This is a genomic window from Candidatus Photobacterium acropomis (assembly GCF_030685555.1).
Taxonomy (GTDB): Bacteria; Pseudomonadota; Gammaproteobacteria; order Enterobacterales; family Vibrionaceae; genus Photobacterium; species Photobacterium lucens.
The window spans coordinates 790,248-806,150 of sequence record NZ_CP131609.1; the positions used below are offsets into that span (position 1 = coordinate 790,248).

At 42.7% G+C, this 15,903-nt stretch carries 17 protein-coding genes; 16 read left to right on the top strand and 1 reads right to left on the bottom strand.

Annotated features, from left to right (window positions below):
• Positions 1-375: 375 nt before the first annotated feature.
• Positions 376-915: a single-stranded DNA-binding protein gene (locus tag Q7657_RS10390; protein WP_053987998.1), complete on the top strand. Its 540-nt coding sequence runs from the start codon at positions 376-378 to the stop codon at positions 913-915.
• Between the two features lie 47 nt (positions 916-962).
• Here the strand turns inward: Q7657_RS10390 and Q7657_RS10395 are convergent, their stop codons facing one another.
• Entirely contained in the window at positions 963-1,862 is a 900-nt protein-coding gene (locus Q7657_RS10395; protein WP_107166930.1) for a LysR family transcriptional regulator, read from the bottom strand.
• 227 nt (positions 1,863-2,089) lie between these two features.
• Between Q7657_RS10395 and csrD the strand changes: the two genes are divergently transcribed.
• From csrD to Q7657_RS10470, 15 genes are all read left to right on the top strand, one after another.
• Positions 2,090-4,009, top strand: coding sequence for an RNase E specificity factor CsrD (gene csrD / locus Q7657_RS10400; protein ID WP_053988004.1), 1,920 nt, complete (start codon positions 2,090-2,092; stop codon positions 4,007-4,009).
• 182 nt (positions 4,010-4,191) lie between these two features.
• Positions 4,192-5,667, top strand: a complete 1,476-nt coding sequence (locus tag Q7657_RS10405; protein WP_107166929.1) for a PilN domain-containing protein — start codon at positions 4,192-4,194, stop codon at positions 5,665-5,667.
• A complete protein-coding gene (locus tag Q7657_RS10410; RefSeq protein ID WP_053988006.1) occupies positions 5,664-6,299 on the top strand; it encodes a type II secretion system protein GspM in 636 nt (211 codons plus the stop codon). Before Q7657_RS10405 ends, Q7657_RS10410 begins: the two co-directional genes overlap by 4 nt.
• Positions 6,292-6,618, top strand: coding sequence for a hypothetical protein (locus Q7657_RS10415; protein ID WP_053988007.1), 327 nt, complete (start codon positions 6,292-6,294; stop codon positions 6,616-6,618). Before Q7657_RS10410 ends, Q7657_RS10415 begins: the two co-directional genes overlap by 8 nt.
• Positions 6,619-6,632: 14 nt before the next feature.
• Entirely contained in the window at positions 6,633-8,255 is a 1,623-nt protein-coding gene (gene mshL, locus Q7657_RS10420) for a pilus (MSHA type) biogenesis protein MshL (RefSeq protein ID WP_107166928.1), read from the top strand.
• A 3-nt stretch (positions 8,256-8,258) separates the two neighbouring features.
• Positions 8,259-9,107, top strand: coding sequence for an ExeA family protein (locus Q7657_RS10425; RefSeq protein ID WP_053988009.1), 849 nt, complete (start codon positions 8,259-8,261; stop codon positions 9,105-9,107).
• On the top strand, positions 9,104-9,451 hold the full coding sequence (locus Q7657_RS10430) for a hypothetical protein (protein WP_498827389.1): 348 nt from the start codon (positions 9,104-9,106) through the stop codon (positions 9,449-9,451). Before Q7657_RS10425 ends, Q7657_RS10430 begins: the two co-directional genes overlap by 4 nt.
• Entirely contained in the window at positions 9,420-10,340 is a 921-nt protein-coding gene (locus Q7657_RS10435) for a tetratricopeptide repeat protein (RefSeq protein ID WP_498827390.1), read from the top strand. Before Q7657_RS10430 ends, Q7657_RS10435 begins: the two co-directional genes overlap by 32 nt.
• Before the next feature lie 3 nt (positions 10,341-10,343).
• Positions 10,344-12,056 (top strand): GspE/PulE family protein, encoded by a 1,713-nt coding sequence (locus Q7657_RS10440; protein WP_107166926.1) that lies wholly within the window; start codon positions 10,344-10,346, stop codon positions 12,054-12,056.
• Positions 12,057-12,068: 12 nt separating this feature from the next.
• Positions 12,069-13,295 (top strand): type II secretion system F family protein, encoded by a 1,227-nt coding sequence (locus Q7657_RS10445; protein WP_053988012.1) that lies wholly within the window; start codon positions 12,069-12,071, stop codon positions 13,293-13,295.
• Entirely contained in the window at positions 13,276-13,752 is a 477-nt protein-coding gene (locus Q7657_RS10450) for a hypothetical protein (protein ID WP_107166925.1), read from the top strand. Before Q7657_RS10445 ends, Q7657_RS10450 begins: the two co-directional genes overlap by 20 nt.
• A gap of 33 nt (positions 13,753-13,785) precedes the next feature.
• Positions 13,786-14,376, top strand: a complete 591-nt coding sequence (locus Q7657_RS10455) for a type II secretion system protein (RefSeq protein WP_045063197.1) — start codon at positions 13,786-13,788, stop codon at positions 14,374-14,376.
• Positions 14,377-14,390: 14 nt separating this feature from the next.
• Complete coding sequence (locus tag Q7657_RS10460; protein WP_107166924.1) at positions 14,391-14,864, top strand: type II secretion system protein; 474 nt, start codon at positions 14,391-14,393, stop codon at positions 14,862-14,864.
• 35 nt (positions 14,865-14,899) lie between these two features.
• Entirely contained in the window at positions 14,900-15,367 is a 468-nt protein-coding gene (locus Q7657_RS10465) for a prepilin-type N-terminal cleavage/methylation domain-containing protein (protein ID WP_107166923.1), read from the top strand.
• A 29-nt stretch (positions 15,368-15,396) separates the two neighbouring features.
• Complete coding sequence (locus tag Q7657_RS10470; protein WP_107166922.1) at positions 15,397-15,873, top strand: prepilin-type N-terminal cleavage/methylation domain-containing protein; 477 nt, start codon at positions 15,397-15,399, stop codon at positions 15,871-15,873.
• Positions 15,874-15,903 lie beyond the last annotated feature (30 nt).

The window sequence follows — 15,903 nt, forward strand, 5'->3', positions numbered from 1 at the left end:
AGTAATGATAGTCATAAAATCATAGTGTTACAAACAGATAAACTATTTTTCAATGGAATAAAAAGTTTATTTCTGGTTCAGAAAATAAATAATATTATTCTTTTTATATGACAAATATGCTTTATAAAATTAATCATATCGAATAATTTTATAAAAGTGTCAGAAAAATGACATTTTTACACAGGCATAACATTAAACCTTGTAATGTAAAGGGATATAGGTGCGGAATCACGAAATTGTGAGTTGAGATTTTATCGTCTAGTACTTGGGCGATGGAAAAATACTGGCACCATGATAAACTGCGCGATTGAGTATAAACTTTGATTAACTGAGCTATTTGAATCGAATAGTGCGTGATCAGATTTGGAGTGAACTATGGCCAGTCGTGGCATTAATAAGGTTATCTTAGTCGGTAACTTAGGAAATGATCCTGAAGTCCGTTACATGCCAAACGGCGGTGCGGTAGCGAATATTACCATTGCGACATCAGAATCATGGCGTGATAAGAATACGGGTGAGCAGCGTGAAAAAACCGAATGGCACCGCGTAGCTCTATACGGTAAGTTAGCTGAAGTAGCTGGCGAATACCTACGTAAAGGCTCTCAAGTATACATTGAAGGTCAACTACAAACCCGTAAGTGGCAGAACCAACAAGGTCAAGATCAGTACACAACTGAAGTGGTTGTTCAAGGCTTTAATGGTACGATGCAAATGCTTGGTGGTCGTCAAAACCAAGGTAACCAACCTATGGGTGGCGGTCAGCAACAACAAGGTGGTTGGGGTCAACCTCAACAGCCTGCAGCACAAAGCTACGCACCACAACAGCAGCAACAACAAGCACCTGCTCAACAACCTGCACCTCAACCGCAGTACAATGAGCCACCAATGGATTTTGATGACGACATTCCGTTCTAATCAATCCGATATGAATAGTAAGAAGCAGCGTTTAACGCTGCTTTTTTTTATATCGATGATTTTGGGGGAGGATTATTTGTCGATTGCTTTATCACATCGATAAAACGTTTAGTTTTTTCATGTTGATAGTGAAGTTTTGGGTAATAGGCGAAGATTGTCTGCTTAGGCAAGGTTAATTGTGGCAGAACAGGGATCAGTAAACCGCTATTGAGGGCATGTTGTACATGATCTGGTGATGTTAAGATCAATCCCATTCCAGCTTCTGCACTAGCGAGTAAAGCGGCTGGATTAGCGGTAAGGAAGTTGCCTTGTAAGCGCAATACACTTCCATTATCAAAGACATAGTCTTGCTGGTGGTGATTACTCCCTAATAATAAGCAATTGTGCTGAGACAGTTGCTCGGGGAGCAATAAAGGATCGTGCTGTTCCAAATAATCAGGAGAGGCATAAAAACGGGCTTGGGTTTCAAACAATGGCGTGGCGATATAACTGGCAGAGTTAAAATCATCGATTTTAGGGCTGATAATGATATCTAAATTTAAATCAGGTAGTTGACCAAAGGTCGCGGAATGCAAAGCGATATTCACTTTTGGATAAAGGTGACTGAATGTAGTGATAGCTTGGATCAAGAATTGATCACCAGCTGTCAGTGATGAGCCAATACGTAAATTGCCGTGAATATCACTGTTTGTCGCGGTTGTTTCTGTCAGGAGTTGCTGCCACTGATCTAATAACATCAAACTACGGTGGAAAAAGGTATCGCCTGCCTCTGTCATTGATAAATGGCGAGTCGTGCGTTTGAGTAATTGAACCCCTAATTGCTGCTCTAGCCATGATAAACGTTTTGATAAGGCTGAATTAGAGATCTCAAGATGTTTTGCTGCTTGAGACAGTGAGCCGTGCTGGATAACAGTCACAAAACTTTTGGTACAGGTGATCCAGTCCATAGTGATAACCTTTCCTTGGTCCTTTTAGGCATAATGCGATGTTTATCGTTTTATCATGCGGTAGAGTATGTTTTGCTCACTGTAACGTAACTTTGGCAATGAGAATAGTCTGTCTAAATGTGATGTTATTGAATAAGTTACCATTTAGGTAAAAAATCTTCATAATAAGAAAGAGCCGTCAATGAACGAAGGCTCCGTTAAATTATCGTGCTTAGAGTTAGGATATTATGAGAAAAGCTTCAGGGATGAAATTAACCAATCGGTTAGTTGCTTTTGTTACCATGATCGTTATTTGTGCCATATTCATCATCTTCATTGGCGGTGCACTGAGCTTTCGTAAACTTGGGCAAGATTATTTAACCCATTACTTAAATGGGGTGGTCGAGGTGATCGACCAAGAGCTTTCCGATCCGCAAGGTGGCGCATCCATGTCTCGCTGGCTGCCTAAACTGCTCAAATCAAGCAATGTTGTCCAACTGACTGTCGCTAGTCCTCAAGGTGTGGTGTATTCCTACAAAGGGTTAGAACTCCTGCCTGATCCCAATATCCTCTATGATAGTGAATACCAACTTCAGCTTAACCCTCAGTATAAAGTGACGATAGAGTCGATCCCCCCTTATGCCGAATTTACTTATTCGTTAGGCGCGATGTCGTTTATTAGTTTGGCGATGGGGATTGTTATTTTCGGCTTAGTACAAGGGGTACGTTGGTTGAAATTGCAGTTGCGGGGCTCTGAGTTATTAGAAACCCGTGGGCGAATGATTTTGGCAGGAAAAGTGGATGATTACGCCATTGGTAATGATTATGAATGGCCCGGAACTGCCAGCTTAGCGATGGATCAATTGATCAAAGAGTTAAAGGATGCGCGTCAAGAGCGAAGCCGATTTGACACCTTTATCCGTACTCATACTTTCTTAGATCAGTTAACGGGAGCAGCCAACCGCGTACTGTTTGATAGCCGTCTTAAATCCATGCTGCAAGAGCCTGATAATCATGGTGCGGTGATACTGATGCGCTTGTCGGACTGGGAAGAAACCATTGCCGAAGAAGGTAAACAAAATGCAGATGAGTTCATCCAAGAGATCAGTATTATCTTATCTAACTTTATTCAACGTTTTCCTGACACCATGCTGTCTCGTTACTATGATGCCGAGTTCGCCATATTGATCCCGCAGCAATCAGTCAAAGAAGTGAAACTGTTTACCAACCAATTATTAAATGCGGTTGAGCGTTTATCCCCTCCGTTATCAATGGAACGTGATAATTGGTGCCATATTGGGGTGACTTATTTCCATGGTGGCGAGCGCCGTGGCCGTATTATGGATGAAGCCGATACCGCTTTGCGTAGTGCGCAATTACAAGGTTCAAACAGTTGGAATAGTTTTATTAAAGAAAATAATTGGGAAGATGATCGTGGTAGTGTGCGTTGGCGAACTTTATTTGATCGCATTTTAACGCAAGGCGGTCCTCTGTTATATCAGCAACCAGTGCTTAAAGCGCAAAATGAGGCTGTAATAAGCCGTGAAATATTAGCGCGAATTAAAGATGAACGTGGTGAATTAATAAAAGCATCGCATTTTATCCCTTATATTAATCAGGTTGGATTTAATCAGCGATTTGATAAGGCTGTGATTACACAAATAATTTCACTATTAAAAAGAGAATCAACGCCAGAAGTGTATTCAATAAATATTAGTGTTTATTCATTAATGGATAAAACATTTATTAAATGGTTAGTGAATGAATTATTACAAGCGCCACGTCCATTATTAAATAATGTGATGTTTGAAGTATCTGAAAGCTTGCTGGTAAAACACCTTGATGCCTTACGACCTGTGTTGAAAAAGTTGGTGGGAATGGGTTGTAAGTTAGCCATAGATCAAGCTGGTCGAACTATTGTTAGTACTCACTATATTAAAGAAGTGAAAGCCGATTACATTAAACTTCACCGAGGCTTAGTTCGAGACATAAATAAACGTCAAGAAAATCAGCTCTTTGTGAGAAGTATGTTAGGTGCGTGTGAAAACTTGAATGTCCAAGTCATCGCTGTAGGTGTTGAAACTTACAAAGAATGGGAAGTGTTAAAACAATTAGGGGTTGCAGCAGGACAAGGGCGTTTATTTGCCAAAGAAGATATTCTTTTATGATTTCTATGGCTGTTTTTTTTTCTTAGAAATGATAATAAAAAATTACATTAATTATTAACGTTAGGTTAATTAAGTGATGTTTATCAATAAAATTATCGTATATTATTGGGTCTGCCATTAGTAGCTGCTAATCTTATCAATAAAGCATCATACAGGATGTATAGTCTTTTTTCTGGTCGTCTATGAAACACGTATTTTCTAAGCTTTTTCAGCGAACGAGTTTTCACCCGTCCGCTGCTTTAGTTTTTTATACTGACACGGTTGTCTTTGTTCAGGCTAAAACCGATCACTTTGTTGTTGATCGCATGGGTGTATCTAACGTTTCAGATTGGAGCGATGCTGCACGCCATTTGATCACCCAGCATCAATTATCAGGATGCGATCTTAAACTGGTATTAGGCCATGGGCTTTATCAGAGTCTGGTGATCGATAAGCCAGAAATTAGCGCAGATGAGCTTTCAACTGCGTTGCCTTTCCTTGTTAAAGATCTGGTGAATGACTCCCCAAGTGAGCTCATTGCCGATGGTTTTCCTGCTGCAATAAAAGATCGTCTACAGGTCTTTGTTGCGTCACGCCAGTTGATCACCAATATTGTACTAACCTGTCATGAATTAGGTTGTCATGTTGTTGATATAACTACGGAAGATATTGCGTGGAGCCGTTTTTCCGATCCTAATCGCAGCCAACTTATTCTCCATGCCGATGCGGATGGTAACTTGCAGCTAACGGCATTTAATGAGCAAACCTTGTGCTTTCAACGTCAATTGCGTGGCTTTACTTTGCCATTGGTTGATCGCCAAGCATTAGATGGTGGCAGTTTTCAATTAGACAATTTGGCGTTGGAATTGCAACGCTCATTAGACTTCATTAGTGCGCAGCTACGTAGTAATCCGATCAGCCAATTGATCGTAAGTTGTGATAATGAAGATAACCAGACTTTAGCTGAAGAGCTGAATAAACGTCTAAATATCAGTGTTCAAGCGATCCAAGAGATTGATCCTGCGATTGATACCAATGCAGCAAGGCTTGGTTGGGCTGCATTACAGCGTCCTAAAGATGCCATTATCAATCTGTATTCCGATAATCTACTGCCCACTAAGCAGTGGATGACGTTATCGAATATAGTCGCAAGTTGGCTGGTGTTAATTGTCTTATTTGCGGCGTGGGCTGGCTGGAACAGCTGGCAAAACAGCATTATAGAAAAAGAACTCGCACATCAAGCATCACTGTTAAGTGAAGAACAGCAAAAGCTGGATCATGCTCGTGCACAGGTCGCGGCATTGTTCTCTGATCCTTTGAAAGTGAATGAATCAAAAGCTTTGATGAAAGAATTAGAAGCTAAGCGCGCCACATTAAAAGTGATTGAAGAGCATGATGAGAGTCTTCGTGTCGGTTATGCAGGCGTACTTAAGCAACTGGCAGATGCTGCTAGCGGTGATATCTCTTTGCAACGTATTTATGTATCTGGACAGTCAATGGATTTAAGTGGCCTAGCGCGTAATCCTGATGCGGTGCCACGTTGGGTTGGTGCATTTAAAGCTTACCCATCTTTAGCTGAGCGTCGATTCCAAAAGATGACGTTAGGGCGTAACGACAAGAACATAGTGACGTTCCAATTACAGGCTGAGCGTAAAATCATTAAGGAGAGCGCTCAATGATGACGTGGAATGAATTAAGTCAACGATTTGCAGCGTTATCTGTTCGTGAACAATGGTTGATCGCTATTACGGGTTGGTTTGGCATTGTATTTATTGGTTACATGCTCGTGATTGAGCCACAAATGCAAACGGCGCAGTCTGTGAAAACCAATCTAATGGATACCAAGAATAATTTAGTCACAGCGCAAAATCAGCTGATTGTTGCTAACCGTAAGCTTAAACAAGATCCTGACAAAGAAATTAACCAAAAACTCGCACAATATCGTCAACAAGATGCGATTTTAACCCAGCAGCTTGAAGATAAAATTGGCAGTTTGATCTCTCCAGTTCAAATGGCGGGATTATTGGAACAAGTTTTGCGCCATAGCTCATCATTGAAGTTAGATTCAATGACATCAATGCCATCGTCTCAGTTAGTGAGTGGTGACGATCAAGGGTATTTCGTTCACCCTGTACGATTAACGTTTAAAGGGCGTTACTTCGATGTGGTGAATTACTTAAACAAATTGGAAGCCTTACCTGTTAAGTATTACTGGCGTAGCCTGAACTACCAAGTTGATGAATATCCATGGGCGAAGGTTGAACTCGAGGTATATACCTTAGGTGAGAGTAAGGACTTTATTGGTGGATAAAAAATTTGCATGGACGGCAGCATTATTATTGAGCCTTGGTTCGGTAAGTGTGAATGCAGCCCAAGATCCCACAGCGCCATTGGGCTGGGTAGCGAGCAGTAAAAGCCAAGTAAAAGGGCAACCACGATTACCTCAATTACAAAGCATCATTTGTGATGGAGCGCAGTGCTCGGTCATTTTAAATGGTGAAGTGGTGAGTCTTGGCGGTCGAGTTAACGGTTATACCCTCACTCATGTCTCAGATAGTAGTGTCACTTTAAGCCGAGGCGGCAAGAAGTGGCATTTGGCGTTATTTGCTGAAAACATACGAACGAATTAAAGGTTAAAAAATATATGCGTCGAATTCTTCTGGGGGTTGTCATAGCATCCTTGGCTGGTTGTTCTATGGGGCATCAAAACCCAACTGAAATCAAACAAGCTTTAAATGAAGCAGCCAATGAAGCTAATAGCCGTCCGTTAATGGAACTACCTTCAGCGGTCAATGCTGATCTTATGCCGTCATTAGATGGTGGCATCAACCCGGTTAATTCTTCATTAGAGAAGCGTTTTCGTGTGAACGCAAAAAATGTTGAAGCCAGTGCATTTTTTACCAGTTTAGTAAAAGGTACGCCTTTTAATATCGTTATCCACCCAGGTGTTAGCGGTCGTATCACCATGAAATTAAACGATGTAACGCTTGATGAAGTGTTAAACGTTGCATCGGATATTTACGGTTATAACACCACCCGTAAAGGCAATATTATTCAGGTTTTCCCTGCAACATTACGTACTGAAGTGATCCCTGTTGATTACTTACAGCTACAGCGTAAAGGCAAATCATTAACCTCTATCACTTCTGGCTCTATTGCTGATAGTGAGAGTAGCTCATCGTCAAGTGATGACAGTGATAATAACAGCACATCAAGTAACGGTAATACCACTACGGGTGGTACCACGATTGAAACCACTTCTGACAGTGATTTCTGGGTACAGCTTGAAAAAGTTGTGAGTGGCATGATTGGCTCAGGTGATGGTCGCAATGTGATGGTTTCACCACAAGCGGGTTTGATCTCAGTGCGTGCGTTCCCGAATGAATTACGTGAAGTCAAAGAGTTCTTGGGCATGTCGCAAAAGCGCCTGAAGCGCCAAGTGGTACTTGAAGCCAAGATCATGGAAGTGACGCTTGATGATAGTTACCAACAAGGGATCAACTGGAACAACCTGACTGCAAGTATTGGCGGTACCGGTATCACTATGGGAACAGCTGCTATTGCTGAAACCTTACCGGGCGGTAATGCGATCTCTGATCTGTTAGGCGGTCAAACCAACATTACGATCTCTGATGGTAACTTCAGCACAGTGATGAGCTTCCTATCTACTCAAGGTGACTTGAACGTGCTATCTAGCCCACGTGTCACGGCAGCAAATAACCAGAAAGCTGTGATCAAAGTGGGTGGCGATGAATACTTTGTGACTGATGTTTCAAGCAGTAACGTATCAGGTGATAACAATAACGTAGCACCAGATGTGTCATTAACACCGTTCTTCTCGGGTATTTCGTTAGATGTGACACCACAAATCGACGATCAAGGCGGTGTGTTACTGCATGTTCATCCTGCGGTTGTTGATGTACAGAACGAAACCAAAACCATTGAGGTGGGTACGGCAAAACCTATGGTACTGCCATTGGCGAAAAGTACGATCCGCGAATCTGATTCTATCATTCATGCTCGCACAGGTGACGTGGTGGTGATCGGTGGTTTGATGAAATCGACAGTGAATGATCAAGTATCAAAAGTACCACTATTGGGTGATATCCCTGGCTTAGGTAACTTGTTCCGTCAAATCAATAAAGTGAAGAAGAAAACTGAACTTGTGATCTTGCTTAAACCAACTGTGGTGACTGATAACACGTGGAAGCAAGAGATCGAACGTTCTCGCGCACTGATCAACGAATGGTTCCCTGAAGAAGGGTAAACCATGTATATCGAGCATTTTGGTTTTAGTCAGCAACCTTTTGCCCTAACGCCAAATACATCCCTTTTTCATGCGCTGCCATCGCACATTGAAGCGATTCAAACTGTGCTGGCAGCACTTTCTATGGGGGAAGGGATCACACAGGTATCAGGAGAAGTGGGGACAGGTAAAACCTTAGTGTGTCGTATGTTAATGACCCAACTTCCCGAGCATTTTGATCTGGCTTATTTGCCGACGCCAGCCAGCAATGGCACCGAATTAAAACGGGCGCTGGCAAAAGAGCTAAACCTAACTCCTAGCCGTGATCCTGTATTGCTCACCGAGCAAATTCAAGATGAGTTGATCACCCGTCGTTTAAAAGGGCAATCGGTGGTGGTGTTATTAGATGAAGCCCAAGCCTTGCCTGATGATGCATTAGAAGCCATTCGTCTGCTCGGAAATTTAGAAACCGAGCAAGCGAAATTATTGCATATTGTGCTGCTTGGACAGCCAGAGCTTGATCAGCGTTTGGCGCAGCACCAATTGCGTCAGTTGCGCCAGCGGATCACCTTTCGTGCCGTATTGCGCCCATTAACCTTGGCTGAAACCATTGCTTATATAAAGCATCGCTTACATCAAGCGGGCTATACCGACATGGTGTTTAGTGTGCCGTTATGCCGTGCGATTTGGCGTTCGAGTAATGGCGTACCAAGATTAATTAATCAGTTATGTCATAAATCGCTGCTTGCGACGTTTTGTGAGCAAAAATATATCGTTAGTAAGAAAGAAGTTCTCATGGCAATTCGGGATACCTTAGGGGCAAGCCAGCCCAAATGGTCGTTTCCTGTGTTATGGGGATGGAGTCATTCATGAGTGAATTAAATCGCCGACTTAATGAGTTGAGCCAAGTTAAATTATCGTCTGTGACCCAGAAAGGCTCACCATTACGTGCAGCTGATATTGCACCTGTGCCGAAGTCAGTATGGCCTAAGTGGGCGGCATTTGGATGCTGTGGATTAGCCTTAAGCACTGTGGTGTGGTGGTTCAGTCAGCCTGATAGCGTAGTCAGTCCTGCAATGGCTGAAACCAGTGTTTCTGCTGAGCCTATTTTGCAACAGCCAGAACTCGTTGCGCAATCAACCATTGTACAAGGCGAAGCAACTCAACCTGCGATTGAGCAATCTGATGAGGGCCAAACGTCAGCCAGCAGTCAGTGAGCAGCCAATAGCACTTGTTCATGCAGAGTCTACTGCTGTGAAAAAAGCAGAATCTGTGCCACAAACTGCACGTCAGGTTGCGCAAAAATCAGTGCCAGCCGAGCTTGCTGATATGCCCGTTGCTCAAGCTTCACTAGAAAGTGAAGAAGAGCAAAAAGAATTACAAAGCTCTTATGATCAAGGCTATGAGAGTGGCTATGAGCGCGCTTTAGCAGAAGTGAAGCACGAGAAAAAAGCTAAAACGGTTGTACATCAAGCACCAGCACCTGCGCCTGTAAAAAGTGAACTGTCTATTCAAACCGTTGCGTTAACCCCTAATGAGTTAGCGCAAGTGGAATACTTAAATGCAGAAAAAGCACTAGAGCAAGAAGACAGCAAGCAAGCGGTGATGAATTTAGAAGCGGCGCTGAATTATCGCCCTGATTGGATCATGGCAAGACAGCGTTTAGCCGCCTTGTATTACGGTCGTGGTGAGGTGCGAGAAGCGATTGCTACACTTGAAAAGGGCTTAGCAAAACAGCCGAATCAACCAGAATTACGTTTAACGTTGGCGAAGTTATTAGTTAATGAGTCACAAAACCAAGCGGCATTGGCTGTACTTAATGATAAAAGCGGCACGATGAATACCCAGTATTTAGCGATGCGTGGTGCATTAGCACAAAAGCTAAATAATAACGCAGTGGCATTGAACAGCTATCAGCAATTAGTGCGTGTTGCCTCGTTTGATGGTCGCTGGTGGATGGGTTTAGCCATTGCTCAAGATCGTAGTGGTGATATGAAAAAAGCCGTTGAGTCTTACCGTAAAGCCTTACAACTTGGCAATATTTCAGCGTCATCTCAACAGTTTATTCAGCAGCGTTTAGCTGCATTAACTCAGCATAGGAGCTAGCCGATGCAAATTCGATTACGTAAACGCTTAGGCGATCTTCTGGTTGATGAAAATATCATTACTCAGCAACAACTAGAACAAGCATTAACGAAACAGCAATCAACCGGTCGTAAGCTCGGTGATACCTTAATTAATCTCGGTTTCCTTACTGAACAGCAGATGCTGCAGTTCTTAGCACGTCAGCTAGATGTTCCACTAGTCGATTTGACGCGAGTACAAGTAGATAGCGACAGTGTAGGCTTACTCTCGGAAGTAAACGCCCGTCGTTTGCGTGCCTTAGTGCTGGGCAAACACGGTGACACCGTACGTGTTGCTATGAGTGATCCGGCTGACTTAGCAGCGCAAGAAGCGGTGTTTGATCAGCTGAGTCAATACCGAGTGGAGTTAGTGATTGCTCCAGAGCGTCAGTTGTTAGCAGCGTTCGATCGCTACTATCGTCGAACCCAAGAAATTGCGTCATTTGCCGAGCAATTAAAAGCAGAGCACCAAGATCACCATACTTTCACCTTTGGTATGGAAGAGACCGACAATGAAGAAGTGACAGTAGTTAAACTGATCAATTCATTGTTTGAAGATGCGGTGCAAGTAGGTGCGTCGGATATCCACATTGAGCCTGATGCAGACGTATTGCGTATCCGCCAACGTATTGATGGTGTCTTACATGAAAACGTAATTGATGAGAGCAGTATTTCAGCGGCGCTGGTATTACGTTTGAAGCTCATGAGTGGTCTGGATATTTCTGAAAAGCGTCTACCTCAAGATGGACGTTTTAACATGATGGTACGAAACCGCTCGGTTGATGTGCGTATTTCTACCATGCCAATCCAACATGGCGAATCAGTGGTAATGCGTTTGCTTGATCAATCGGCGGGTATTTTAAGCCTTGATGAGATTGGTATGCCCGATGACATCGTGCAACGTTTTCGTCGTCAGCTAAAACGTCCTCACGGGATGATTTTGGTAACAGGTCCAACAGGTTCAGGTAAAACAACCACGCTTTATGGCGCATTGAGTGAGTTAAACAAGCCGGGTAAGAAACTGATCACCGCAGAAGATCCAGTGGAATACCGTTTGCCGCGTGTTAACCAAGTTCAGGTAAACAGCAAAATTGGTCTCACGTTCTCATCGATCTTACGTACCTTTTTACGTCAGGATCCTGATGTCATCCTTATTGGTGAGATGCGTGATCAGGAAACCGTTGAGATTGGCCTACGATCAGCATTAACCGGCCACTTAGTGTTATCTACACTGCATACCAACGATGCTGTTGATAGTGCGCTGCGTATGATCGACATGGAAGCACCGGGGTATTTGGTTGCAAGTGCAGTGCGTGCAGTATTAGCACAGCGATTAGTGCGTCGTATTTGTAGTGATTGTGGTGAAGATGCGCCGTTAGAATCCGGCCAAAAGGCATGGTTAGAAACACGTTTTCCATTTTACAACAACCACGTATTCCGTCGTGGGCGTGGTTGTCACAGCTGTAACTTTACCGGCTACAAAGGGCGTATTGGTGTGTTTGAACTATTAGAAATGCGCCAAGAAATGATGGATGCGCTGCGCCAAAACAATGCAGTGCTATTTACCCAATTAGCACGTAACAGTGAAGGCTATAAACCGCTTGTTGAATCAGCAATGGAGCTCGCTTTAGCAGGCAAAACCAGTATTGATGAAGTATTGCTCCTAGGTGAAGGAGAAATCATGGACGATCTTAAGTAGTAGAGACGAAAAATGGCAGTGTTCAGCTACCGAGGTCGCGGTGATAAAGGCCAGTTAAAGCAAGGAACGATTGAAGCATCGAGCCCGAATGCAGCGGCGGATCTGTTAATGCGTCAAGGTGTGATCCCACTAGAGATCCGTGAGACTCATGCTAAAAGTAAAAGCCAAGCCTTTGATTTAAGCTCGTTGTTTCAGGCGCAATTACCACTAGAAATTTTGGTGATCTTCTGTCGTCAGCTTTATAGCTTAACCAAAGCTGGTGTGCCGCTATTGCGCGCGTTTAAAGGGTTATCACAAAGTGCCAGTCACCCGTTATTAAAAACGACCTTAGAAGAGGTAACACAAGATCTGACTAATGGTTTGGCATTATCAGCATCTATGCAGCAGCATCCTCGGGTATTTTCACGTCTCTTCATTTCGATGATCCATGTTGGTGAAAATACTGGTCGCCTTGATCAGGTGTTATTGCAACTCGCTAACTACTACGAGCAAGAGATGAAAACCCGTCGCCAAATCAAATCGGCGATGCGTTATCCCACGTTTGTATTAACCGCTATCGTGATCGCAATGGGGATCTTAAATACCAAGGTGATCCCGCAGTTTGCCTCCATGTTCTCTCGTTTTGGTGTTGAATTGCCATGGCCGACTCGAGTGCTGATCGGTACGTCGAATTTCTTTGTTCATTACTGGCCCGTGATGATCGGGGTGTCATTTGCTACTTGGCTCGGTATTCGGTTGTGGCGTAATACACCCAAAGGGGCAGAAAAGTGGGATAACTGGCGATTACGAATGCCAATTACCGGTTCAATTGTCAATCGTGCTCAGATGGCACGTTTTGCGCGAACGTTTTCATTAATGATCCGTGCAGGTGTGCCGCTAAACCAAGCTATTCAAATGGCAGCGGAGTCTTTAGGTAACCGTTTCTTAGAAAACCGCTTAGTTGAAATGAAGCAGGGCATTGAGAGCGGTAGCAGTATTGCTCGCACCGCGACAAAATCTGGCGTATTTACCCCTCTCGTACTACAAATGATTGCAGTTGGTGAAGAAACGGGTCAAGTTGATGACTTGCTACTGGAAGTGGCAGATTTTTATGATCGGGAAGTTGAGTACGATTTAAAGACGTTAACCGCCAGAATCGAACCGATCATGCTAGTGGTTGTGGCTGGTATGGTGCTGCTATTAGCACTGGGTATCTTCTTGCCGATGTGGGGAATGCTCGATGTCGCTAAGGGATCGTGAATTACAGCACGCAAAAAGGTTACAAAATATTTCATGGGCTATTGTGACATTGGTCTTAATTAGCGTTTTGTTATACGAATGGAATCAAGTACACAAAAATGCCAAGTTAGTGCAGCTAGATTTGACCCGAAACAACCTGTATCAAGGTGCTGTAAACCTGCGTCAGAACTGGGAATTAAACAATAAACCACAGCATGACAAGGTAGCTGGAATTCCTTTTTCGTATACTTCGCTTGGTTGGCCTGTTGTGTACAAAAATGGCGACTTAGACTGTCCAAAAATATGGTCTTTATTATCAAATGGAATAGAAAAGCCAGAATATAACGTATTTAGTTATAGAAAATCAGACGATTCAGTGGCTTATAATTCATGTTTATATGACATAGGCATCAATAAAAAATTGGCAATATTTTATATTAATGACAGAATACACATTGCCAGTAATTTGTCGCTTTAGTGTCGAGTTTTTTACAGTTGTAAGGATAGGGAAATGAAGAAACACGCCGGCTTTTCGTTAATTGAATTAGTCGTTGTGATTATTGTACTGGGGATTTTAGCGGCTACCGCATTACCTCGGTTTATGAATATCACCGATCAAGCGAAACAATCAGCGATCGAAGGGATGACAGGTGGGTTTGCCACCGCTGTAATTTCGGCAAGAGCGCAATGGGAAGCGTATGGTCGCCCAGTTGATAGTGGCAATAATAATATTGTCGACTACGATGGTACTGAGTTCAAACTCACTAAAGAAGATACCACGCTAAACATTCGACCAGGTTACCCGTTTGCATTAAACAGTAGTGCAACCTTGAGTGCCGTCGATATGACAGCCAATGACTGTTTAGATTTATTGCAGGAGCTAATGCAAAACCCGCCATTAGCAACCATTTCCCGTGATGATTTGGTAAACAGCAAAGATTTATTTTTCGTCACCGTTGAAGGCACTGGTGCCGATAAACAGTGTCGTTATTATCAGCTAGCATCTGCTAGTAAAAATAGTTCTGGTGAAGTGAACCCATTAGCCGGACATTCTTTTACTTATAAACCGGCAGTGGGCCGCGTTGAAGTAGATTTGAAATAAAGAAGGGAATCTATATGAAACATCAAAAGGGTTTTACGCTTATTGAGCTGGTAGTAGTTATTGTCATCCTTGGCATTCTAGCGGTGACTGCAGCGCCTAAGTTTATGAACTTACAGACTGATGCTCGTAATGCATCACTCGAGGGCCTTAAAGGTGCTATTCAAGGTGCTGCTGGTATCGCTTATGGTAAAGCTGCAGTAAAAGGGCAAGAGTCAGGTGATGGTGCGATCAGTGTTGCTGGTGGTACATTAGAGTTAACCGAAGGTTATCCTGATGCAACATCTGCATCGTTAAGCTTAATTGTTAATGGCTTGCACAGTGGTAATACAGAATGGAAAGCGTTTCAGCCTAAAGATGCAGTAAGCAATACAATTTCATACACGTTTGCAAATCAGAAAGCTGATAACACACAAGCAAAATGTTATGTGACTTATGCACAAGCTACATCAACATCAGCTGCAACAGTAACTGTCACGAAGTGTGATTAATTTAAATAGTTAGTTAAGGTTTCATTGGAGTCAATATGAAGCGTCAAAATGGTTTTACCCTAATTGAGTTAGTGGTAGTGATTGTCATTCTAGGTATTTTAGCTGTTACTGCTGCACCTAAGTTTATGAATTTACAAGGTGATGCTCGTCATGCATCGTTACAAGGTCTAAAAGGTGCACTTCAAGGTGCATCTGGTATCGTTTACGGTAAGGCAGCAATCAAAGGGATTGAGTCAACATCTGGTGCTGTAAGTTCTGGTACGGGGACTGATATTCAAACTAAGTTTGGTTATCCAACTAATGACGGTATTGTGAATGCTATGGCAGATATCAGTGAATGGAACAATGATATTTCGGGTGCTGGTGCAACTGCAGTAAGAATTTTTACCTTTAAAAATTATGATGTAACGGCTATTCCAAAAAATTGTTACGTTAGCTACAAAGAAGCTTCAGCTAATGGTGAATCGCCAACTATTTCAATACCTGCTGATGCATGTAAGTAATCAAGTATATTTTATTTTGTGAGTAATTTATGAAAAAGCAACAAGGTTTTACTCTAATTGAGTTAGTAGTAGTAATTGTTATTCTTGGTATTTTGGCTGTAACTGCAGCACCTAAATTTATGAACCTTCAAAATGATGCGCGTAATGCATCGCTTCAGGGGTTAAAAGGTTCAATTCAAGGCGCAGCGGGCATTGTTTACGGTAAAGCGGCAATTAATGGTGTAGAAAGTTCTGATATAGTTAAAGATGTCGATGGTATTAAAACAATTTTTGGTTACCCAACAGCGAGCTCAACAGGTATTGCTCTTGCAGTTAAAGGGTTAGAGTCAGATTCAACTGAGTGGGCTCCTGTTAATGGGGCTACTGGTGGTGAGACTGCTGGTGCATCAATTTCTTATACATTGAAAAATCAAGCAGATAAAGCTAGTACTACTAAGTGTTCTGTAACTTACACTGCTGCAACTTCTTCATCGGTAGCAACAGTTAAAGTTAATGATTGTGAATAATTAACTCATTGTTTAAAAAGGCGCAGTCAT